Here is a 19476-nt window from a genome sequence, read left to right as displayed (position 1 = left end):
ATAGTCCAATCGCAGGCTCAGGATGGCACTCATGACTACTAACGAAACTTCCTCCTCGTCCGCAGCAGCGTCGTCGCAGACGGGGACTCCGCTCGTAAAGACGGGCCTCGCCGACATGCTCAAGGGCGGCGTCATCATGGACGTCGTGACCCCCGAGCAGGCGCGCATCGCTGAAGATGCCGGTGCCGTCGCCGTCATGGCCCTCGAGCGCGTCCCCGCCGACATTCGTGCGCAGGGCGGTGTCGCCCGCATGAGCGACCCCGACCTTATCGACGGCATCATCGACACCGTCTCGATCCCGGTCATGGCGAAGGCCCGCATCGGCCACTTCGTCGAGGCGCAGATCCTTCAGGAGCTCGGCGTCGACTACATCGACGAGTCCGAGGTGCTGAGCCCCGCCGACTACGTGAACCACATCGACAAGCACGGCTTCAAGGTGCCGTTCGTGTGTGGCGCGACGAACCTGGGTGAGGCACTGCGCCGCATCACCGAGGGTGCGGCAATGATTCGCTCGAAGGGTGAGGCTGGTACGGGCGATGTCTCGGAAGCAATGAAGCACATCCGCACGATCAAGGGCGAGATCGCTCGCCTCCAGGCGCTGAACGCGGTCGAGCCGGATGCGCTCTACGTTGCGGCCAAGGATCTCCAGGCTCCGTACGGACTCGTCAAGCAGGTCGCCGAGACGGGCGAGCTGCCCGTCGTGATGTTCGTCGCCGGTGGTGTCGCGACACCCGCCGATGCCGCGATGATGATGCAGCTCGGCGCCGACGGTGTCTTCGTCGGTTCCGGCATCTTTAAGTCGGGCGATCCCGCCAAGCGTGCGGCCGCGATCGTCCGCGCCACCGCGCAGTACAACGACCCCGCCGCAATCGCGGAGGCCTCGCGTGGCCTCGGCGAGGCGATGGTCGGCATCAACGTCGCCGACCTCCCGGCACCGCACCGTCTCGCCGAGCGCGGATGGTAATCGCCGATTCGCAGGCCGGCATCGGGGCTCCCGCGTTTTCCACGGGAGCCCCGACCGTCGGCGTGCTCGGTCTGCAGGGTGGCGTACGCGAGCATGCCGATCTCGTCGAATCTCTCGACGCGCACGCGGTCCAGATCCGCAAGCCCGCCGACCTCGTCGGCCCAGACGGCGCCCGAGTGGATGCGCTCATCCTGCCCGGCGGGGAATCTTCCGTGATCGATCGCCTCGCCCGCATGTTCGGGCTGGATGCGCCCATCCGTGAGCAGGTCGAGGCCGGGTTACCGACGCTGGGAACGTGTGCCGGGCTCATCCTGCTCGCGAAGCGACTCGAGAATCCCGCGCCCGGGCAGCAGACCCTGGGCATCCTCGATATCACCGTGAACCGAAACGCGTTCGGGCCCCAGGTTGAGTCGGCCGAAGCCACTCTTGGCACCGAGTGGGGCGAGATCCGCGCCGCGTTTATCCGTGCCCCGCAGATCGTGTCGGTGGATGGCGCGGAGACGCGCGTCATGGCGCACTACGGCGACGCGATTGTCGGTGTGGAGCGGGGGAAGGTGCTCGGCGCATCCTTCCACCCGGAGCTCACGCGTGACACGACGCTGCACCAGCGGCTGCTGTCATTTGTCGGATAGCGGTAATCGAAGTGTGTCGCTGGCGTGACCCTTGCTCGTAGGGCTTGTCGTTGCCGAAGTGCAGGCAATGACGTGCGCTACGGGCAGGGGCTGCCCGCTCGCAGGGTCGCTGCCCGGGTCGATGTGGCTAGCCATTGCCGAAGTGCGGGCAAGGGCGAGCGATATCGGCAATGGTGGCGGCTTTGGCGGCCGGCGCGTGCGACTAGTCGTCGGTCATGGCCGCGCGAACCATCGCGGAGTCGGCGATCTGCTCGAACGAAACGGCAACGCCATCCTCGAATCGCCAGACGTGCGTCGTGCGAGCGTGCATCGACTTACCGGTCGCCTTGTTCGTCGCGGTGTATGCGCCGATCGCCACGACGACGTCCCCCTGCTCAACGAGTTCGGCGATGTTGACGTCCCAGTTGTCCCAGTTGGCCTGGAGCGCACCAAACACGTTTTCGACGATTGCATCCGGACCGACATAGGTGCCCGCAGTCGGGAACCCCGCGGCCTCCGTCCATGCCGTCTCAGGGGTGAGGATTGCGAGCATCCCTGGCAGGTCCTGCTTACCGGCGGCTTGATAGTGGGCGGCGACGTTGTCGGCGTTCGTGGTCATGCTTACTCCCTGCGGTATCGATTGGGTCGACACCGAGCACTTGAGGCCCCGATCTCTTCCTCGGAGCCCGTGAATGCTCGGCGCTGAGCGATTGAACGCTTGCCTTTCCGAGCGTTCGCCGTCGACCCTAGCCGAAGTTTGAGCGATCGCTCAAGAAAACTATCGCTTGGATCCTGGAGTACACACTGGCGCCGTCTTGCGGGGCAAGTTACCGGCCGAGAAAATCGCGGCGACATTCGCGAAAATTCCCGACTAAGCGGGAAAACGGCGCGCGCGTTTCAATGGCACTCGGTTCCATTGGGGCGTAGCTTGGGGTTAACGAACTCGACGTCATGACACGCAGAGCGCCAACGCGCCGTGAAAGGTTCTGAATATGCCCAACAACACGAACAAATCTTGGTTGCAGAACATTCGCGTGGTGCTCGGGGTCGGTGGCCTCCTGGCGATCATCGCCGGTGCGCTCATTCTCGTGTGGCCAGACCGCACCGCGATGGCGCTGACGTGGATAATCGCGGCCTACGCGTTCTTCATCGGGCTCGTCTACGTCGGCGTCGGCATCTGGGCAAAGGAGCGGGGCGGCTGGGCCCGAGTCGGCAATATCCTGCTCGGTCTGCTCTTCCTCATCGGCGCAGTGATCGCGATCCTCAACCTCGGCGCCACGACCGCGTGGCTCATGATCTTCCTCGGCATCATGGTTGGCATCCTCTGGATCGCGGAAGGCGTCATGGCGTTGTCGACTCTGCATCACGCGACTTCGAAGGTGTGGCCGGCAATCTTTGCCGTGATCAGCATCCTTGCCGGTCTGGTGCTGCTCTTCTCGCCCCTCTATGTCGTCGCGCTGTGGTGGATGCTCGGTATCTCGCTCGTCGTGCTGGGCGTGCTGCAGGTCATCCGCGCGTTCAAGGTTGGCCGCGAGTAAGCCAACGAGTTGGCAGGCGGGCGTCCCAGTTCGGCGGGCGCCCGTGTTGTCTGCCACTCGCAGCGCCGGTGAGACAATGAACAAATGAGTTCTCGCGAGTCGGCCACGCAACCAGACGCCCTTCCGCCACTCCACCTCGGTGCCATGCTCACCGCATCCGGAGCGCCCGACGACGAACGGGCCTGGCTTGACCCGAGCGAGCCGACCAACGCATCCGTGAGCCCGGACTGGTATCGCGAGGTCGCGCAGATCGCTGAGCAGGCGACGTTCGACTTCCTCTTCATCGCCGATGCCGTGTTCGTCGACCTCGACAGCCCCGCGCACTATCTCTCGCGGTTCGAGCCGCTTTCGGCGCTGTCCTTCCTCGCGGGCGTCACCAGCCACATCGGGCTCGTCGGCACGTTCTCGACGTCGTATCAAGAGCCGTACAACCTCGCGCGGATGCTCATGTCGCTGGATCACCTCAGCCGCGGTCGCGCGGGGTGGAACGTGGTGACCTCCCTCGGGGACCGGGCCGCGCGGAACTTCGGCCTCGACGCGCAGCGCGACCACGAGACCCGGTACGCGCGGGCAACCGAGGCGATCGACGTCGTTCGCGCGCTCTGGCGCAGCTACGAGGCGGATGCGTTCCCTCGGGACCGCGCGTCGGGGACCTTCCTTGATCAGAGCAAGGTCCACACGCTGAATCACCGGGGCGAGCACTTTTCGGTCGCGGGGCCGCTCAACATCGAGCGCTCGCCGCAGGGCGAGCCGGTCATCTTTCAGGCGGGCCAATCGGCTCCCGGCATGGCGCTCGCGGCACACAGCGCCGATTGCGTGTTCGGGATGCAGACGACGATTGAGGATGCATTGGCGTACCGCGAGGGGATTCGGGGTGCGATGGCTGGGAGCGACCGACCGGAACCGAAGCTCTACATCAAGGTCATGATCGCGTTCGCGGATGCGCCGGGTCGGGCCGACGAGGCCGCTCGCGAGTACCTCGTGCGGCACGGCGCGCTCGACGAGTTGCGTGGCCGCGTCTCGCGGGCGATCGAGCGGGAGATCGAGGTGGGCGACGCATCCACCATCACCGATCGAGATATCGCGCGCGGCCACGTCAACGAGGGCACGTGGCTCTTCGAGCACCTCACCGAAGATCGGGATGCGGGGCGAACGCTCGGCGAGTCGGTCGAGCGACTGCTCGGCCGCGACCGCCTAGTGTTCGCTGGCACGGGCGAAGAGATCGCTGATGAGATGGTCGAGTGGCAGCGCGCCGGTGCGGCCGAAGGGTTCATCATGCAAGTCAGTAACCGGGCCGAGTTTCGGCGCGTGCGCGACGAGCTCGCCCCCGCGTTGCGGGTGCGCGGCGCACTGCGGGATGCGTACCCGGAAGACGCGACGCTGCGCGGGTTGCTTGGGCTCGCTGAGCGAAACTAACCTCCCTGTGGATGCAAGATCTCCACACCTCGACCCACACGGAGGAACCACCATGACACCGATTCGCCCAGCCACGTCCAACGATGTGCTGCGGCTTCGGGAGATCGCTGAGGCGTCGTTCACTCCCTATCTAGAGCGGATGGACACCCAGCCAGCCCCAATGCTGGCCGACTACGCGGCACTTGTAGATGCGGGCGAGGTTTGGGTGACCGAACGCGACGCGTGCGTTGCCGGGTTCATCGTGCTGCAGCTTCGCTCTGATCACGTGCTCCTCGACATCATTGCGGTCGCTCCGGATGCGCAGGGCCGAGGTCTCGGGGCCGAGCTCATGACATACGCCGAGACGTTCGCCCGGGCACAGAGCGCTAGCGAGATCCGACTCTTCACCAATGAGGCGATGACCGAGAACCTCGTCTACTACCCGCGGCGCGGCTACGTCGAGACGCACCGCGCGGTCGAGGACGGCTACTCTCGCGTGTTCTTCGCGAAGCGCCTGTAGCCCTTTCGGCGGGCTCAAGGACCTTTCGACCGGGCTCAAGATCCCGTCGAAAGTTCCAAGGATCCTGCGCACTCTCAACAACTGTTTGAGGTTCGCTCCGTAGGCTGGCTCGGAACGTAGGTAGGCGCTGACCGAACCGCGAGTATCCGCAAGAGACCCGACGACGCAGACCTGGAGCAGCACAGTGGAATTGAATTCCGGCGACCAGAATCAGCCCCCGCAGGACGACGACCAGCAGCCGAAGCGTCGGCGACGCATCTGGAACCGGCCTCGCGAGGGTCTCGGGACGAGCCGCATCCAACACCAGGCCGGTGACCCGCTTCGCGCGGACGGCGGCAACCCGGCGTACGTCGAGTGGCTGCGTAAGCAGTCGATGCTGGGGGACGCGAGCGTCATCGGCCGTGGCCTCGCGGGCCGCTCGAGCATGTGGCGCAACACATACGCGATGCCGGACCCACGCCGGGCGCTCAACGCCGCATCCGTCTGGTTCACGACCTACCCCGCCGCGTTCATCACGCGCGAAGACCAGTCCTTCCTGGCCGCAATCGCCGACGAAGAACTCTGGGATGCGTTCGAGCAGATCGGGATCGGCGCGATTCACACCGGGCCCACCAAGCTTGCGGGCGGCATCGTCGGCTGGCAGTTCACGCCCAGCGTCGACGGCCAGTTCGACCGCATCAGCACGCGCATCGACAAGCAGTTCGGCAACGAGACGGAGTTCCAGGCGCTCGCGGACGTGGCCGAGCAATACGGCGGCATCATCATCGACGACATCGTGCCCGGTCACACGGGCAAGGGCGCCGATTTCCGCCTCGCCGAGATCTCGTACAAGGACTACCCCGGCATTTATCACATGGTCGAGATTCCGGAAGAGGACTGGGATGTGCTGCCAGAGGTGCCCGAGGGTGGCGACTCGGTGAACATCAGTCCCGAGTCCGAAGTGATTCTGACGCAGAAGGGCCACATCATCGGCTCGCTGCAGCGCGTCATCTTCTACGAGCCGGGCGTGAAAGAAACGAACTGGAGCGCGACGCGGCCGGTGCTCGGCGTCGACGGCAAGGTGCGCCGCTGGGTCTACCTCCACTACTTCAAGGAAGGCCAGCCGACGCTGAACTGGCTCGACCCAACGTACTCGGCGATGCGCCTCGTGACGGGGGATGCGCTGCACTCGCTCGGCGACCTCGGTGCGAGCGCGCTGCGGCTCGACGCGAACGGCTTCCTCGCCGCCGAGCGCGGGCCGGACGGGCAGCCCGCGTGGTCGGAGGGGCATCCGCTCTCGCACGCGGCGAACCAGTTCATCGCGAGCATGATCCGCAAGGTCGGCGGGTTCTCGTTCCAAGAGCTCAACCTCACAGTCGAAGACATCCGGGATGCGGGGCTCGCGGGCGCGGATCTCTCCTACGACTTCATCACCCGGCCCGGATACCAGCACGCGCTCCTCACCGGCGACACCGAGTTCCTGCGGCTGACCCTGCGCACCTCACTCGAGGCGGGCATCCAGCCAGTGAGCCTCATCCACGGCCTGCAAAACCACGACGAACTCACGTACGAGCTCGTGCACTGGGAGTCCCGGCACATGCACGACGAGTACGAGTTCCGCGATGACACGATCACCGGCGCGCAGCTCGCGGCGACGATCCGTGGCGAACTGCAGCACGCGCTCGTCGGGCGCGACATCGACTACAACCTGGTGTTCACGACCAACGGCATCGCGTGCACGATGGCGACGGTCTCGGCGGCGGCGCTCGGAGTCACACGCCTCGAGCAGATCGAGGGCGAGGTGACGGATGCGGTCCGTCGCGCACACCTGCTCCTCGCGGCCTACAACGCCTGGCAACCCGGCGTCTTCGCGCTCTCAGCCTGGGACATGCTTGGCGCACTGACCGTGCCGCGTGGCGACGTGGCGGGGTTGATCGGCGATGGTGACACCCGCTGGATCGAGCGCGGGGGAGTCGACCTCATGGGCGTTAACCCCGAGGCGACCCACTCGCCAGCAGGCCTTCCGCGAGCCCGCACGCTCTATGGCTCCCTGCCCGAACAACTCGCCGATGACGCATCCTTCGCGAACCGCCTGCGCGAGCTCATCAGCATTCGCGAGCGCTATCGACTGCCGTTCGCGACGCAGCTCGATGTGCCGGATGTCTCCGACCCGGCACTGCTCGTGCTCGTGCATCGCCTCGACGACGGCGACCCGACGGCGACGGATGCGCAGCTGCAGATCACGGTGCTGAACTTTGCGAACCGACCGATTGTCGGCACGATCCGCTCGGAGCAGCTGCCACCGCGGCGCCTCGTTTCGAGCGCGGTTGATCGCGAGACGATCGGGCGGGTGGATGATCTCCACAGTTTCCCGGTGAGCCTCGGCCCGCACGAGGCGCAGTTCTTGCTCGTTGGAGGTGAGGATGTGCCGACCCAGGCGATCCCGATTATTACGCCCGATCAAGCATTATGACGCTATGAGGCGCCCCGTCTTACGTTCCGGAACCGCGCCCGGCAGACTCTTCAAGTACTGATCGAGGCTTGGCGTTCCCGCCGTCCGGGAACGGACGGAGAGACCGCCATGGCAAAACGAATCATCCTGAACGCATTTGATATGACGTGCGTGTCGCATCAATCGTCGGGTACGTGGCGCCACCCGGAGAGCCAGGCGCACCGCTACAAAGACCTCGAATACTGGACTGACCTCGCGCAGACGCTCGAGAAGGGTCGCTTCGACTCGATCTTCATCGCGGATGTGCTGGGCACCTACAACGTGTACCGCGACTCGGTTGCGCCCTCGCTGCGGGATGCGGACCAGACGCCGGTGAACGACCCCTTCTTCCAGGTGCCCGCGATGGCCGCGGTCACGAAGCACCTCGGCTTCGGCGTCACCTCGGCGACGACCTACGACCAGCCGTTCTACCTTGCGCGCAAGTTTGCCACGCTCGACCACCTCACGAAGGGCCGCGTCGCGTGGAACGTGGTGTCGTCGTACCTCAACAGCGCGGCAGTAAACATGGGCTACGACAAGCAGCTCGCGCACGCCGACCGCTACGAGATCGCCGACGAGTTCGTCGACGTTACCTACAAGCTCTGGGAGGGCTCGTGGGAAGACGACGCGGTCGTCTTCGACCAGGAGCGCGGCGTCTACGCCGACCCGGCAAAGGTGCACCCGATCAACCACGACGGCAAGTTCTTCAAGGTTCCGGGCATTGCGATTACGGAGCCGTCGCCGCAGCGCACGCCCGTAATCTTCCAGGCGGGCGCCTCGCCGCGCGGCCAGAAGTTTGCCGCGAAGCACGGCGAGGGCGTGTTCATCTCGCCGGCGTCGCCGAAGGGCGCCCGCGTCGTGTCGGATTCGATCCGCGACGAGGCCGAGGCCGTGGGTCGCTCGCGCGACGACGTCAAGATCTTCGCGCTCGTGACTGTGATCGTCGACGAGACCGATGAAAAGGCGCAGGCGAAGTTCCAGGACTACCTGAGCTACGCATCCCCCGAGGGCGTGCTCGCGCTCTACGGCGGCTGGACCGGCCTCGACTTCTCGGAGTTCGCACCCGACCAGGAACTCGAGGCGGTCGAAAACGACAGCCTGCGTTCGGTGCTCGCATCGCTCACGACGCTCGACCCTGATCGCAAGTGGACGGTGGAGGACGTGGTCAAGCAGCGCGCGATCGGCGGCATGGGCCCGGTCATCGTCGGCAGCCCGACCACCGTCTCCGACGAGCTCGAGCGCTGGGTGGATGAAGGTGGCATCGACGGCTTCAACTTCGCCTACGCCGTGACCCCGGGCACGTTCGAGGACCTCGTCGAGTACGTGGTTCCCGAGCTGCAGCGACGCGGCCGCGCGCAGACCGAGTACACCGGCACGACGCTTCGCGAGGCGCTGTACGGCGAGGGCCAGCAGCGAGTCAAGGACTCGCACCCGGCCGCGCGGTACCGCGATGCGTACAAGAACGCGTCGAGCGCGCTCGACGGCATCCGCCCATCCCGCTTCGACGAGAGCGAACTGCTCGCCCATTAGCGCGCTTCGCCTGCAGAGTAGGTCGCGGAGCGACACTCCCGCTCGCCGAGTACGCGCGGAGCGACACCCCCGCTCGCCGAGTGCGCGCGAAGCGCGTGTATCGAGGCGTCGCCCGTTTCGATACGCCGCTTCGCGGCTACTCAACGTTCGAATCCCCATAACGACACAATGTGACGCTCGCAATTGCCGAGCAGCCCTGCATCCACGAAACTGAGCACATGACGAACGAATCCCAGAACGCCCCGGCGGTCTACATCCTGCACGAGAACCCCGAGTGGCTTCCCGCGCTGCGCACCGGCTTCGAGGCCGAGAACGTGCCCTACCGCGAGCTCGAGCTCACCTCCGGCTCGATCGACCTCGGTGCGGAACCCCCGAAGGGCGTGTTCTGGTCCCGGTTGAGCGCGTCGTCGCACACCCGCGGCAACGACCACGCGAAGGAGTATGCTCGCGCCATCCTCCGCTGGCTCGAGGCGCACGGACGCCGCGTCGTCAACGGCTCGCCCGTGCTCGAGCTCGAGGTGTCGAAGGTTGCGCAGTACGCGGCCCTCGGTGCAGCCGGCTTCGACGTGCCGAAGACTGTCGCGGTGTTCGGCAAGGATGCGCTGAGCGAGCGGGCGCGCGAGTTCGAGCTGCCGTTCATCACGAAGCACAACCAGGGCGGGAAGGGTCTCGGCGTTCGTCGTTTCGAGAGCTACGAGGAATTCGACGCATACGTTGCATCGGACGAGTTCGAAGAGCCCGTGGACGGCATCACGCTGCTGCAGGAATACGTCGTCACGGCCGAGCCGTTCATCACCCGCGCCGAGTTTGTCGGCGGCAAGTTCCTCTACGCGGTTCGCGTCGACACCTCCGCTGGCAGCTTCGAGCTGTGCCCGGCCGAGGCCTGCGCGGTCCCGGCCGACGGTGCTGACGGTGCCGCGAGCACGATCGACCTCGCGAACCTGACTGTCGCAGCAGCCGAAATCGGTGGCTTCGTGGCGGCCTCGGCCGCGTGCGAGGTGCCCGCCGACAGCGGCCTGTTCCGCATCCGTCCCGAGATCTCGGCCGCGACCCCGCTCATCGGCAACCTCGAGGCGTTCCTCGCGGCGCAGGGTATTGAGGTCGCGGGCATCGAGTTCTTCGAGACCGCCGACGGCCGCGTCATCGTCTACGACATCAACACGAACACGAACTACAACCCGGACGTCGAGGCGACTGTCGAGCTCCCCGGAGCCCGCGCGGTTGCCCGCGTGCTCGGCCAGGAGCTCGAGCAGCTTCACCAGCCCGCGTAGCCCGCCCCGGTACGCGCTCACGATCCTTGTGTAGGAGCGAAGCGACGTATCGAAAGGCCCCTTCGATACGCTTCGCTACTCAGGGACCGGCCACAACAATTTTTAGAGAGAAGAACCCAAGAAATGCGCTTTGGCTATTGGACTGCAATTACCGACAGCTGGCTGCGAAACGTTGACGAGACCTTCGCTTTCGATCTCCCCGCGCAGCAGCAGATCGCCCGCGACGCAGAGCGACTCGGTTTCGACATCACGCTCGTTCCCGAACTGAACCTGAGCGACATCAAGGGCAACGAGGGCCCAGTCCTGGATGCATGGACCCTCGCTTCGGCGCTTGTCGCGTCGACTGAGAAGCTCGAGATTCTCGCGGCGATCCGTCCGATCTACCACCGCCCGGTACAGCTCGCCGCGAAGCAGGCTGCCACTCAGCAGTTCCTCTCGAACGGTCGCTTCAGCCTCAACATCGTGTCGGGATGGTGGGCCGAGGAGGCGCGTCAGTACGGCATCGAGTTCCCCGAGCACGACGACCGCTACGAGTTCACCGCCGAGTACGTCCATGCGCTAAAGGCGCTCTGGGCGCAGTCGCCCGCGAGCTTTGATGGCAAGCACATCAAGTTCGAGAACACCTACCTCGAGCCCAAGCCCCAGCCGGCCCCGCACATCTTTGCGGGCGGAGAGTCAGAGGCGGGCCGCGCATCCATCACGACTTATGCCGACTCGTACGTGACCCACGGCGGCACCGTTGAGGAGCTGCGCGAGAAAGTCGAGGACATGCGCGGCCGCCGTGAGCGCGCCGGCCTCGAGCCGTTCGCGAACTACGGCATGGCCGCGTTCGTGATCGTGCGCGACACCGCGGAAGAAGCGCAGGCGGAGTACCAGCGCATCACGAACGTCTCCGAGGGCAGTAAGGGGTACGAGTCGTACCAGGACTTCATCTCGAAGTCGCAGCTGAACGTGAACGTCTCGCTCGAAGACTATTCGGTCTCGAACCGCGGCCTGCGCCCCAACTTTGTCGGCACGCCCGAGCAGGTCGCCGAGCGCATCCGCGAGTTCGAGGCCGCGGGCCTCGACCTCCTGCTGTTGCAGTTCGGTAACCCGGCGGTCGACATCGTGCGCTTCGGCGAGCAGGTCATCCCGCTAGTGAACCGCGAGCGCGCCGAGGTTTCCGCCTAGCGCTGCCCTCAACCGATCGGTTGACCCGAAGTAGGACCACCTAGACGAAGCCTCCCGAGCATCCGCTTGGGAGGCTGTTGTCATGAATGCAATCACTGTCCACGGACTCAAGAAGTCATACAAGGGGCGCGAGGTGCTTCGCGGCATCGACCTGAGCGTGAGTGAAGGTGAGATCGTCGGCATCCTCGGCCCGAACGGTGCGGGCAAGACCACCGCCGTCGAAATGATCGGCGGGTTACGCACCCCCGACGCCGGCACGATGAGCGTGCACGGCATCGACCCAGCCTCGGGCGACCCGGGGCTGCGACGCGTGCTCGGCATGCAGTTGCAGCAGGCCCAGCTGCCTGACCGAATCACGGTCGAGGAGGCGCTGGACCTCTTCGCCTCGTTCTACGAGAATCCGGTTCCCACCGATGAGCTACTCGGACGATTCGGCCTTGAGCCGCATCGCGGCCAGTTCTTCGAGAAGCTCTCGGGCGGTCAGAAACAGCGGCTCTCCGTAGCGCTCGCACTCGTCGGCCGACCGAAGGTGGCGATTCTGGATGAGTTGACCACCGGTCTCGACGCCGCCGCACGCCGAGACATCTGGCAGTACCTCGAGGCGCTTTCGGAGACGGGCACGACGATGCTGCTCGTCACCCACTCGATGGAGGAGGCGCAGCGGCTGTGCGACCGCATCTACCTCCTCAACGGCGGCGTCATCGTCGCCGAGGGCGCGCCGCACGAAATCGCCGCCCGAAGCGGCGGTCACACCGTCAGTTTCGAGCCCGACCCGGCAATTGACCTGGACATCCTGCGTGGCATCGACGGCATCACCAGCCTCACGACGGAGGGGGAGCAGGTCGTCGTGATCGGCGACGCCGATACCCCACAAGATGTGCTCACGGTGCTCATCGAACGCGGCATCAGGGCGCGTCGACTGCGAGTGACCGAACCGACCCTGGACGACGCGTACTTGCGCGCCATGGAGAACTAATCATGACTACCACCAATGCCACCGCCAAACTTTTCCGACTCGAAATGCGCCAGCTTTGGCGTACTCCCGCGGTGTTCATCTGGACGCTGTTGCTCCCGCTCGCCGCGATCATCGTGATGAGCGTCATCCCGGGCGCGCGACAGCCGCTCGATCAGTTCGGCGGACTCAGCGTCGTCGAGGCGTACCAACCCACGATCATCGTGTTCGCCATCACGATTTTCGCGCTGCAAATCATGCCGCTCATCCTGGGCCAGTACCGAGAGAACGGCTTCCTGCGCCGGCTGCGAACCACCCCTGTGCATCCGGGGCAGCTGCTGTTCGCGGTGCTCGCCATGGTGTTCATTGTCGTCGTGGCCGCGAGCCTGTTCATGCTCGGCTTCCCGATGCTGTTCGGCGAAGGGTCGCTCAGCGCATTGCCGTCCCAAATCTTCGTGATGCTCGTCACTGCCGCGTCGATCCTCGCGGTCGGCACGATGCTGGCTGCGGTCATCCCGAGCGCGAAAGTCGCGAGTGGAGTCGGCGCCGTCGTCGCCATCGTGATGTGGTTCTTCGCCGGCATGTGGGTTCCGCGCGCTTTGTTCCCAGATTGGGTCGCGGCGATCGCCGACTGGACACCCGGTGGCGCGGCCGCAACGCTGATGAGTAACGCGAGCCTCGGTATCGAGCTCGGTTGGCAGCCGTTCCTCGCGCTCGTGCTGTGGGGAGTCGGCAGCGTACTGGTTGCGCTCCAGACCTTCAGATGGGAGTAACCCTGTGCCGACCATGACCGCCGCCCAAGGTCAGGCGAGGACAATGGGCCGTATGACTGTGGCCGATGCGGAGAACCGCGATGCGGGTGAGGCGTGGAAGGGCGCCTCTCCCGCCGATTCGGCGCGGCGCGATAACGCGGCTGAGACAAAGCCCCGCTGGGTGCCGCGAAACTTCACTGGTCCCGCGGGTATCGTGCTCGCCATCGGCTCGGCCGCAACGGCCTACGTGCTCCGAGATCTCGCGATCAGGCCTGAACATGTGACACCGATGCTCGCGATCACAGCGGTGCTCGTGCTCTACCGAATCGGCATGACCTGGTTCCCGGCCTCTCTCACCGTGCGTCGAATCGGATTCTGGACGACCCTCGCGCTCACCTTCGTCCTCGTCGGTATCTCGCCGTTCGCCGGCATCTACGCGTTCCTCGGGTACTTCGACGCGCCGAGCGTCCACAAAGGGTGGATGCGCGGGCTCGCGATGGGCCTCGTCGCCGCGTCGCTCGCCTTGTCACAGTCCGGCGGTTTCGTGTCGCCGATGGCCTCGTTCGGCCTGTTCATGGTGTTCTTCGCCGTGAACGTCGGGATCGCAATCATGGTCAATTTTCTCGAGGAGCGACGCGAGCGATTCGTCGTGACGCTGCAGACCACTGTCGACGAACTCCAAGCCGCGGAGGAACGCAATCGGGCCTTGCAAGAACAGCTGCTGACGCAGGCGCGCGAGACGGGCATCGCGGATGAACGGGCTCGGCTCTCGCGCGAAATTCACGACACCGTCGCGCAGGGGCTCGTCGCGATCATTACGCAGCTCGAGGCTGCGGATGCGGATTCCCCAGACCGCGAGGCCAGGCTTGCTCGGGCCTCGACGAGCGCGCGGGATGCACTGGCCGAGGCCCGGCGCGCGGTCAGGGCCCTCGCATCCCCGCGGCTCGACGATGAGAGCCTGCCCGCAGCGGTGCGTGCGCTCACCGGGCAGGTCGCGACTGCCGCTGGCCTCGAGAGCCGCTTCGAAGTGGACGGCGAGCCAATGGCGACGGAGGGGGACGGCGAACTGCTGCGCGTGGCCCAGGAAGCCCTGAGCAACGTCGTGAGGCACGCGCAGGCGCGTCGTGTCGCCGTGACGCTGAGCTACCTTCCCGAAGAAGTCAGGCTCGACGTGCGCGACGACGGACGCGGCTTCGACGCTAGGGCTTTGGCTGACGGTCACGGCCTACCAGGTATGCGGCAACGGATGCGCGCACTCGGCGGCACTCTCGACATCGAGACGAGAGAGGGGGAGGGCTGCGCGATCAGTGCGGCCGTTCCGACATGACTATCCGCATCGTTGTAGTTGACGACCACCCAATTGTCCGCGACGGAATCATCAGCATGGTGTCACGCGAAGGCGATATCGAAGTAGTCGGCGAGGCGGCTTCTGGGCCCGAGGCGGTCATTGTAGTGACGCGCGAGCTGCCGGACGTCGTCCTGATGGATCTCCGCATGCCTGGCGGCGACGGTGTCGACGCGGTGCGCGAGCTGACCGCAGCCGAGGTGCCCACGCGTATCCTCGTGCTGACGACCTACGACACTGACCGAGACATCCGCGCGGCACTGGGCGCGGGAGCGCACGGCTACCTGCTCAAGGACACTCCGCGGCCGGTGCTGTTGCAGGCCGTGCGTGATATCGCTGCGGGTAGGCCAGTGCTCGCCCCTCAGGCGCTGGATGCGATGGCCGGCCGCCGCAACGACCCCGAGCTGACGGCGCGCGAACTCGAAGTGCTCCGCGTGATCGCGAACGGGGGTACGAACCGCGGTGCCGCGGCAGACCTAATGGTCTCGGAGGCGACGGTCAAGACGCACCTGAACCACGCCTATCAAAAGCTCGGTGTCTCAGACCGCGCGGCGGCCGTTCGGGTCGCCTTCGAACGCGGCTTGCTCTAAGCCTGCGCCAACGTGCTAACTGGGGGCGTTCGGCGGAAAGACGGTCGGTGGCGCATCGTGCGGAGGAACATCGTGCGGCGCGCCGAGCGGGGCCGACGGTTGCCGGAGCTGCTGGTCGCGATGCCACATGTCGATCGACTGCGGGGTGGCGGCGGCGTCATCGGGACCGAGCGCCTGCACGATCACGGCCGTGCCGTATGCGCAGACCTCCGTCCATTGGCCCGCGATCTCGCTCGTGTCAAAACGCATCGCGACGATCGCGTTCGACCCGCGCTGCTGCGCATCCGCGACCATCCGCCCCATCACCTCGCGGCGCGATTCGTAGAGCAGCGACGTGAATTCGCGTACCTCGCCGCCGCCGATGGACTTGAACCCGGCGGCCCAGGATGCGCCGATATCGCGGCTGCGGACGGTCAGACCCATCACCTCACCCTGCACCGACAGGATGCGGAATCCGGGAACTTCATTCGTTGTCACGATAATCACTCGCCCATTGTGCGTGCGGCCGCTGAAGTTCTCCCCAACCCAGCCCGTTAGGGTGCCAGCCATGACTACTTCCGCGGATTTTGCAACCCAACCCATCGGATTCGGCACGTGGCCGTTTCAGGACGACGAGGCCGAGCGTGCGGTGGCCTCAGCAATTGACGTCGGCTATCGCCTGATCGACACTGCCTCGAAGTACGAAAATGAAGCCGCCGTTGGCCGGGGCATCGCCGCGAGCGGCGTGCCCCGCGAGGAGATCTTCATTCAGACCAAGCTGCGCGGTCACGACCACGGGGATGTGCGGGGCGCGCTCGAGCGCAGCCTCGAGTGGCTCGGGGTCGAGTACCTCGACTCGTGGCTCATTCACTGGCCGTTGCCCATGCTGGGCCTATACCCGAAGGCCTTCGAGGAAATGGCGCAGGCGAAGCAGGATGGGCTGGTCCGTGAGATCGGCCTCTCGAACTTCCTGCCAGAGCACCTCGACGTCATCAAGCAGGAGACCGGGCTCGTGCCAGCAGTCGACCAGGTGCAGTGCGACCCCGGGCTGAATCGCCCCGAGCTGCGCGCTGAACTTGCGACGCGAGGCATCCAGATGCAGTCGTGGTCGCCGCTGGCCCGTGGTGGTGAAGTGCTCGAGGCCGCGCCCGTGCTCGAGGTGGCGGATGCACGGGGCCTCACTGCGGGGCAGGTCGTGCTCGCGTGGCACCGGGCCGTTGGCGCAGTGCCGATCGCCCGCTCGGGCAACCCTCAGCGACAGCGCGAGAACCTCGCGGCGGTCGCGATCGAACTGACACCCGAGGAAGTGACGAAGATTTCTTCGCTGCCGCAGCGGGGTCTGGGTGATTTCGACCCTCGCACGCGGGACGAGCGCTAGCCCTTAAACACGCTGTCTGATCAGGGATTATTGACGCTAGTAGAACTCCAAGTTGACTTCGACTTCGCGACTGTGCCAAGATAGTCGAGTTGTCAGCGCGGCCCCATCGTTTAGCGGCCTAGGACACCGCCCTCTCACGGCGGTAACGCGGGTTCGAATCCCGCTGGGGTCACCAATAAGAAAACCCCCGCTCAGGCGGGGGTTTTCGCATTCCTGCCGCAGGGCGCTGCGGAGGCGCTACGCGGCTTTTGGCAACAGATTGGCAACATCCGATTGCATCGCCGCCTGGTCGAGGGCCGTGGCAACACCGTCGAGGTCGTCATCGAACAGGTCGGCATACACGTCGAGGGTCACAGCGGCCGAGGCATGCCCGAGCATCCGCTGCACGGCCTTGACGTTCGCCCCGGCGCTGACGGCGAGCGACGCTGCCGTGTGTCGCAGCTCGTGCGGCGTGAGTCCGCCCAGTCCGATTGCGGTTGCGGCGGGGTCGAGCCAGCCGACGCGATAGACGTGGTTGCGCAGCCAGGTGCCGGTGCGGATGCCGTAGAACACGGGAGCGTCGGAGTCGCGTCCTGCTATCTGTGCGCGGAACAGCCGGACGAGGAACGCGGGGATTGGGATGCTCCGGTGCTCGTAGTCCTTCGGCGGCTCGATGCGCTGGTATCCCTTGTCGGCGACTACGGTCTGCTCGACGGTCAGGCGCGGGTGTTTCGAGTCGAGGTCGAGGTCGCGGATTCGCAGCCCGGAGAGTTCGCCCCAGCGCAGACCGCAGTAGGCCAGGGTGAGCACGACGAGGCCGTAGCCGTAGTCTCGGCCGTCTTTCATCTTGTCAATGGCCTGGGCGAGCGCCGCGACCTGATCGTGCGAGAGGTAGCGCTTGCGCGTCTTCGTCGGCTTTGGGAGCTTGAGTCTGGCGGCTGGGTTCGATGGCAGGCGCTCGTCCTCGACCGCGAACCGTAGTGCTCCGGAGAGCACGTTGACGATCTTCCGCACGGTCGCGGGAGCGCCTGGCAGTGCGGATGCCCATTCCTGTACTCGGAGCCGGGTGAGGTTGCCGATCGGGATGCTGCCGAGTTCGGGTGTGATGTGCTTGTCGATGATGTTCTCGACCCGGCTGTGCGTCGTGGCGCGAAGGTCGCCGCGGGCGGCGAGCCATGTCTGGAGCCATTCGGCCACGGTGACCCTCGCGAGTGAGGGATCGAGGTAGCGGCCTTGGGCGATGTTGACCTCGGTGGTCGCCAGGAATAGTTCGGCGGCCTTCTTCGTCGTGAATCCGCGCTTCTGGGTCTGCTTCTTGTCGGGTCGGCGATAGAGGGCACGGTAACGACGGCCTTTCGTCGTCTCGTACGCCTCGATGCTTCCCATGATGCTGTCGCCTACTTCTCCAGCCCGGCGAGGCGCTGTACGTCGATGCGACGGTAGACGCGCTTGTGCTGGGTGAGCCGAATCGGCTCCACCGGAGACGCGCCCGCGAGGGCAAGCGTGCGCAGCGTCGTGCGGTGGATGCCGAGCAGCGCGGCGGTCTCTTCCTCGGAGTAGAACAGCGGGGCAGGCCGGTGCTCGTCTGTGGGTGCGGTGCTCTGGCCCATCGTGTTCTCCGATCTAGCTCAGATGGTAGCTGCTATGGCAGCGAGTATCTTAGATTAGATCACAACACGCCGATAACAGCAAGTGTTTTAGTTGCTTGTGTTGCTCGCTAGAATCGGGACATGCCCACATCCTCCGGTCATCGCCCCGGCGACCAGTCCTATGACGGACTGCTCGTGCCGGACGACCTGCCCGACGGGTGGCACCTGCCCGACCGCTTTCCGGGGGAGCGGGTCGAGGATGCGAGCGCGTTTCTTGATGAAGCGCTCGGCTATAACGATCAGGTCGTGACTGCCGAGGATCGGCAGGCGCAGCTCGACTCGGAGCAGAATGAGACGATCGACGGCCGGTGGCGTTACATCGAGCACGCAGCGACCGCGACTCGCGTGTTCATTCGACTCCAGCGTCAGCAGTTCGCGGTGCCGGAGGAAGTGAAGATCACGGGCGTCGTGTACCTTCCGTGGCGACCTGGTGATCCCATCTCCAGTCAAGACCTTCGTGCGTTGCCGACCGCTCGTATCGAGGCGGCGATCAACGAGCGGCTGTTCGCTATGAAACGCACGGTGACGATCACGGGCGGAAAGATCGTGCTGCCGTCTGGCCGGAAGATCAGCGAGCGCGATCTGCTCAAACCGCTTGGAAACCCGAAGCAGACGCCGGACTTCTACGAACTCGTCGCGCTCCAGTACGGCAAGCTCTCATCCCAGGGCGATGAAGCTCCGGCGGTCACCATGGCGAAGATCAATGATGTTGCTCACGCCACGGCGCAGGGCTGGCTCGTTCGCACCCGCGCTCGCGGGCTTCTGCCTCCCGGTCGCCGGGGATAGCTCGCTGGTGGGCTTGTTCAGAGGTCTTTGAGTCGCTGTCGCCAGTACCCAGGGCGGCGGCGCTCGTGCGCGTACGCAACGACGATGACCTCGTCGTCTGGAACCAAGTAGATGATGCCGTACGGGAACACATTGGTGCCCTTGAGCCGAAGACGAGGGATGCGCTGACGGCCACGATAGAGGGGCGCGGAATCCGGCCACTCCCTGATGAAGTCCACACCGTCGTCGAGGTCATCACCGAGACGGTCGCCGAGTCCTGCTTCCTGGTCGTCATACCAGGCGAGGGCGTCCAGATACTCTTCGCGAGCGGCCGGATGCTCGCGCCAAGGTAGCGCGCTCACTTGCGGCGGGCCGCCAGCATTGCTCGGGCCATGCGTCGGGTTTCTTCGCCGTCGACAAGTTCGACCTTGCCGGTCAGAATCTCATCCACCCGAAGGTCGATCTCTTCATCCCAGGCAGCATCGACTTCTGCCTGCTCGGTGTCGCTGATCTGCTGGAGTGCGAGCGCAGCAATCTCGCGCTCATCGGCAGAGAGGGTTCGACCCTCTGCGATGTAGGCTGCGAGCTTCGGCGTCATGCCCAAAGTCTACCGCTGAG

21 protein-coding genes and 1 tRNA gene are annotated in these 19476 nt (G+C 65.5%); 16 read left to right on the top strand and 6 right to left on the bottom strand.

Annotation, left to right across the window (positions count from 1 at the left end; all coding sequences use genetic code 11):
• Positions 1-31: 31 nt before the first annotated feature.
• Positions 32-964 carry a pyridoxal 5'-phosphate synthase lyase subunit PdxS gene (gene pdxS, locus GMOLON4_RS08810; RefSeq protein WP_026936775.1) on the top strand — a complete coding sequence of 311 codons (933 nt, stop codon included), beginning with the start codon at positions 32-34 and terminating at the stop codon, positions 962-964.
• Positions 958-1596: a pyridoxal 5'-phosphate synthase glutaminase subunit PdxT gene (gene pdxT / locus GMOLON4_RS08805; RefSeq protein ID WP_051266723.1), complete on the top strand. Its 639-nt coding sequence runs from the start codon at positions 958-960 to the stop codon at positions 1594-1596. Before pdxS ends, pdxT begins: the two co-directional genes overlap by 7 nt.
• A 202-nt stretch (positions 1597-1798) precedes the next feature.
• On the opposite strand, the gene GMOLON4_RS08800 is transcribed toward pdxT, so the two are convergent.
• On the bottom strand, positions 1799-2194 hold the full coding sequence (locus GMOLON4_RS08800; RefSeq protein WP_026936773.1) for a nuclear transport factor 2 family protein: 396 nt from the start codon (positions 2192-2194) through the stop codon (positions 1799-1801).
• 373 nt (positions 2195-2567) lie between these two features.
• On the opposite strand from GMOLON4_RS08800, the gene GMOLON4_RS08795 reads away from it, so the two are divergent.
• The 11 genes from GMOLON4_RS08795 (at position 2568) to GMOLON4_RS08745 (ending at position 15108) form a co-directional block, all read left to right on the top strand.
• On the top strand, positions 2568-3113 hold the full coding sequence (locus tag GMOLON4_RS08795) for an HdeD family acid-resistance protein (protein WP_051266721.1): 546 nt from the start codon (positions 2568-2570) through the stop codon (positions 3111-3113).
• An 84-nt stretch (positions 3114-3197) separates the two neighbouring features.
• Positions 3198-4529: an NtaA/DmoA family FMN-dependent monooxygenase gene (locus GMOLON4_RS08790; RefSeq protein ID WP_035732617.1), complete on the top strand. Its 1332-nt coding sequence runs from the start codon at positions 3198-3200 to the stop codon at positions 4527-4529.
• 52 nt (positions 4530-4581) lie between these two features.
• Positions 4582-5028 carry a GNAT family N-acetyltransferase gene (locus GMOLON4_RS08785; protein ID WP_026936771.1) on the top strand — a complete coding sequence of 149 codons (447 nt, stop codon included), beginning with the start codon at positions 4582-4584 and terminating at the stop codon, positions 5026-5028.
• A 184-nt stretch (positions 5029-5212) separates the two neighbouring features.
• Positions 5213-7480 carry a maltose alpha-D-glucosyltransferase gene (gene treS / locus GMOLON4_RS08780; protein ID WP_051266719.1) on the top strand — a complete coding sequence of 756 codons (2268 nt, stop codon included), beginning with the start codon at positions 5213-5215 and terminating at the stop codon, positions 7478-7480.
• A gap of 108 nt (positions 7481-7588) precedes the next feature.
• Complete coding sequence (locus GMOLON4_RS08775; protein ID WP_026936769.1) at positions 7589-9028, top strand: LLM class flavin-dependent oxidoreductase; 1440 nt, start codon at positions 7589-7591, stop codon at positions 9026-9028.
• Between the two features lie 218 nt (positions 9029-9246).
• Positions 9247-10299, top strand: coding sequence for an ATP-grasp domain-containing protein (locus GMOLON4_RS08770; protein ID WP_026936768.1), 1053 nt, complete (start codon positions 9247-9249; stop codon positions 10297-10299).
• A gap of 123 nt (positions 10300-10422) precedes the next feature.
• Complete coding sequence (locus GMOLON4_RS08765; protein WP_026936767.1) at positions 10423-11469, top strand: LLM class flavin-dependent oxidoreductase; 1047 nt, start codon at positions 10423-10425, stop codon at positions 11467-11469.
• A gap of 82 nt (positions 11470-11551) precedes the next feature.
• Positions 11552-12445 (top strand): ABC transporter ATP-binding protein, encoded by an 894-nt coding sequence (locus GMOLON4_RS08760; protein WP_026936766.1) that lies wholly within the window; start codon positions 11552-11554, stop codon positions 12443-12445.
• A 2-nt stretch (positions 12446-12447) separates the two neighbouring features.
• Positions 12448-13194 (top strand): ABC transporter permease, encoded by a 747-nt coding sequence (locus tag GMOLON4_RS08755; RefSeq protein WP_035732615.1) that lies wholly within the window; start codon positions 12448-12450, stop codon positions 13192-13194.
• 52 nt (positions 13195-13246) lie between these two features.
• Positions 13247-14500 carry a sensor histidine kinase gene (locus tag GMOLON4_RS08750; RefSeq protein ID WP_169516499.1) on the top strand — a complete coding sequence of 418 codons (1254 nt, stop codon included), beginning with the start codon at positions 13247-13249 and terminating at the stop codon, positions 14498-14500.
• On the top strand, positions 14497-15108 hold the full coding sequence (locus GMOLON4_RS08745) for a response regulator (RefSeq protein WP_035732613.1): 612 nt from the start codon (positions 14497-14499) through the stop codon (positions 15106-15108). Before GMOLON4_RS08750 ends, GMOLON4_RS08745 begins: the two co-directional genes overlap by 4 nt.
• Positions 15109-15123: 15 nt before the next feature.
• Here the strand turns inward: GMOLON4_RS08745 and GMOLON4_RS08740 are convergent, their stop codons facing one another.
• Positions 15124-15657, bottom strand: coding sequence for a YbjQ family protein (locus tag GMOLON4_RS08740; RefSeq protein ID WP_245575423.1), 534 nt, complete (start codon positions 15655-15657; stop codon positions 15124-15126).
• On the opposite strand from GMOLON4_RS08740, the gene GMOLON4_RS08735 reads away from it, so the two are divergent.
• Positions 15656-16465 carry an aldo/keto reductase gene (locus GMOLON4_RS08735; protein ID WP_026936763.1) on the top strand — a complete coding sequence of 270 codons (810 nt, stop codon included), beginning with the start codon at positions 15656-15658 and terminating at the stop codon, positions 16463-16465. The genes GMOLON4_RS08740 and GMOLON4_RS08735 overlap by 2 nt on opposite strands.
• A 99-nt stretch (positions 16466-16564) precedes the next feature.
• A tRNA-Glu gene (locus GMOLON4_RS08730) sits at positions 16565-16640 on the top strand.
• A 62-nt stretch (positions 16641-16702) separates the two neighbouring features.
• Here the strand turns inward: GMOLON4_RS08730 and GMOLON4_RS08725 are convergent.
• Positions 16703-17830, bottom strand: a complete 1128-nt coding sequence (locus GMOLON4_RS08725) for a site-specific integrase (RefSeq protein WP_035732611.1) — start codon at positions 17828-17830, stop codon at positions 16703-16705.
• 11 nt (positions 17831-17841) lie between these two features.
• On the bottom strand, positions 17842-18054 hold the full coding sequence (locus GMOLON4_RS08720; protein ID WP_026936761.1) for a hypothetical protein: 213 nt from the start codon (positions 18052-18054) through the stop codon (positions 17842-17844).
• 120 nt (positions 18055-18174) lie between these two features.
• Between GMOLON4_RS08720 and GMOLON4_RS08715 the strand changes: the two genes are divergently transcribed.
• Positions 18175-18879 carry a hypothetical protein gene (locus GMOLON4_RS08715; protein ID WP_026936760.1) on the top strand — a complete coding sequence of 235 codons (705 nt, stop codon included), beginning with the start codon at positions 18175-18177 and terminating at the stop codon, positions 18877-18879.
• A gap of 17 nt (positions 18880-18896) precedes the next feature.
• On the opposite strand, the gene GMOLON4_RS08710 is transcribed toward GMOLON4_RS08715, so the two are convergent.
• Both GMOLON4_RS08710 and GMOLON4_RS08705 read right to left on the bottom strand, forming a co-directional pair.
• Complete coding sequence (locus GMOLON4_RS08710; RefSeq protein WP_026936759.1) at positions 18897-19220, bottom strand: type II toxin-antitoxin system RelE/ParE family toxin; 324 nt, start codon at positions 19218-19220, stop codon at positions 18897-18899.
• Positions 19217-19456, bottom strand: a complete 240-nt coding sequence (locus GMOLON4_RS08705) for an addiction module protein (protein WP_035732609.1) — start codon at positions 19454-19456, stop codon at positions 19217-19219. Before GMOLON4_RS08705 ends, GMOLON4_RS08710 begins: the two co-directional genes overlap by 4 nt.
• Between the last annotated feature and the right edge of the window lie 20 nt (positions 19457-19476).

The sequence above is a fragment of the Gulosibacter molinativorax genome (assembly GCF_003010915.2).
GTDB classification, from domain to species: Bacteria; Actinomycetota; Actinomycetes; order Actinomycetales; family Microbacteriaceae; genus Gulosibacter; species Gulosibacter molinativorax.
The sequence above is the reverse complement of the archived record's forward strand: the minus strand, read 5'-3'. Positions and strand labels throughout refer to the sequence as shown.

Bases quoted from the DNA above. Each gene is read 5' to 3' on its own strand.
- GMOLON4_RS08760 (WP_026936766.1), top strand. From the start codon at position 11,552: ATGAATGCAATCACTGTCCACGGACTCAAGAAGTCATACAAGGGGCGC.
- GMOLON4_RS08775 (WP_026936769.1), top strand. From the start codon at position 7,589: ATGGCAAAACGAATCATCCTGAACGCATTTGATATGACGTGCGTGTCG.
- GMOLON4_RS08735 (WP_026936763.1), top strand. From the start codon at position 15,656: ATGACTACTTCCGCGGATTTTGCAACCCAACCCATCGGATTCGGCACG.
- GMOLON4_RS08750 (WP_169516499.1), top strand. From the start codon at position 13,247: ATGACTGTGGCCGATGCGGAGAACCGCGATGCGGGTGAGGCGTGGAAG.
- GMOLON4_RS08790 (WP_035732617.1), top strand. From the start codon at position 3,198: ATGAGTTCTCGCGAGTCGGCCACGCAACCAGACGCCCTTCCGCCACTC.
- GMOLON4_RS08800 (WP_026936773.1), bottom strand. From the start codon at position 2,194: ATGACCACGAACGCCGACAACGTCGCCGCCCACTATCAAGCCGCCGGT.
- GMOLON4_RS08770 (WP_026936768.1), top strand. From the start codon at position 9,247: ATGACGAACGAATCCCAGAACGCCCCGGCGGTCTACATCCTGCACGAG.
- GMOLON4_RS08740 (WP_245575423.1), bottom strand. From the start codon at position 15,657: ATGGCTGGCACCCTAACGGGCTGGGTTGGGGAGAACTTCAGCGGCCGC.
- GMOLON4_RS08765 (WP_026936767.1), top strand. From the start codon at position 10,423: ATGCGCTTTGGCTATTGGACTGCAATTACCGACAGCTGGCTGCGAAAC.
- pdxT (WP_051266723.1), top strand. From the start codon at position 958: ATGGTAATCGCCGATTCGCAGGCCGGCATCGGGGCTCCCGCGTTTTCC.
- GMOLON4_RS08785 (WP_026936771.1), top strand. From the start codon at position 4,582: ATGACACCGATTCGCCCAGCCACGTCCAACGATGTGCTGCGGCTTCGG.
- GMOLON4_RS08705 (WP_035732609.1), bottom strand. From the start codon at position 19,456: ATGACGCCGAAGCTCGCAGCCTACATCGCAGAGGGTCGAACCCTCTCT.
- GMOLON4_RS08720 (WP_026936761.1), bottom strand. From the start codon at position 18,054: ATGGGCCAGAGCACCGCACCCACAGACGAGCACCGGCCTGCCCCGCTG.
- GMOLON4_RS08725 (WP_035732611.1), bottom strand. From the start codon at position 17,830: ATGGGAAGCATCGAGGCGTACGAGACGACGAAAGGCCGTCGTTACCGT.
- GMOLON4_RS08795 (WP_051266721.1), top strand. From the start codon at position 2,568: ATGCCCAACAACACGAACAAATCTTGGTTGCAGAACATTCGCGTGGTG.
- GMOLON4_RS08745 (WP_035732613.1), top strand. From the start codon at position 14,497: ATGACTATCCGCATCGTTGTAGTTGACGACCACCCAATTGTCCGCGAC.
- pdxS (WP_026936775.1), top strand. From the start codon at position 32: ATGACTACTAACGAAACTTCCTCCTCGTCCGCAGCAGCGTCGTCGCAG.
- GMOLON4_RS08755 (WP_035732615.1), top strand. From the start codon at position 12,448: ATGACTACCACCAATGCCACCGCCAAACTTTTCCGACTCGAAATGCGC.
- GMOLON4_RS08715 (WP_026936760.1), top strand. From the start codon at position 18,175: ATGCCCACATCCTCCGGTCATCGCCCCGGCGACCAGTCCTATGACGGA.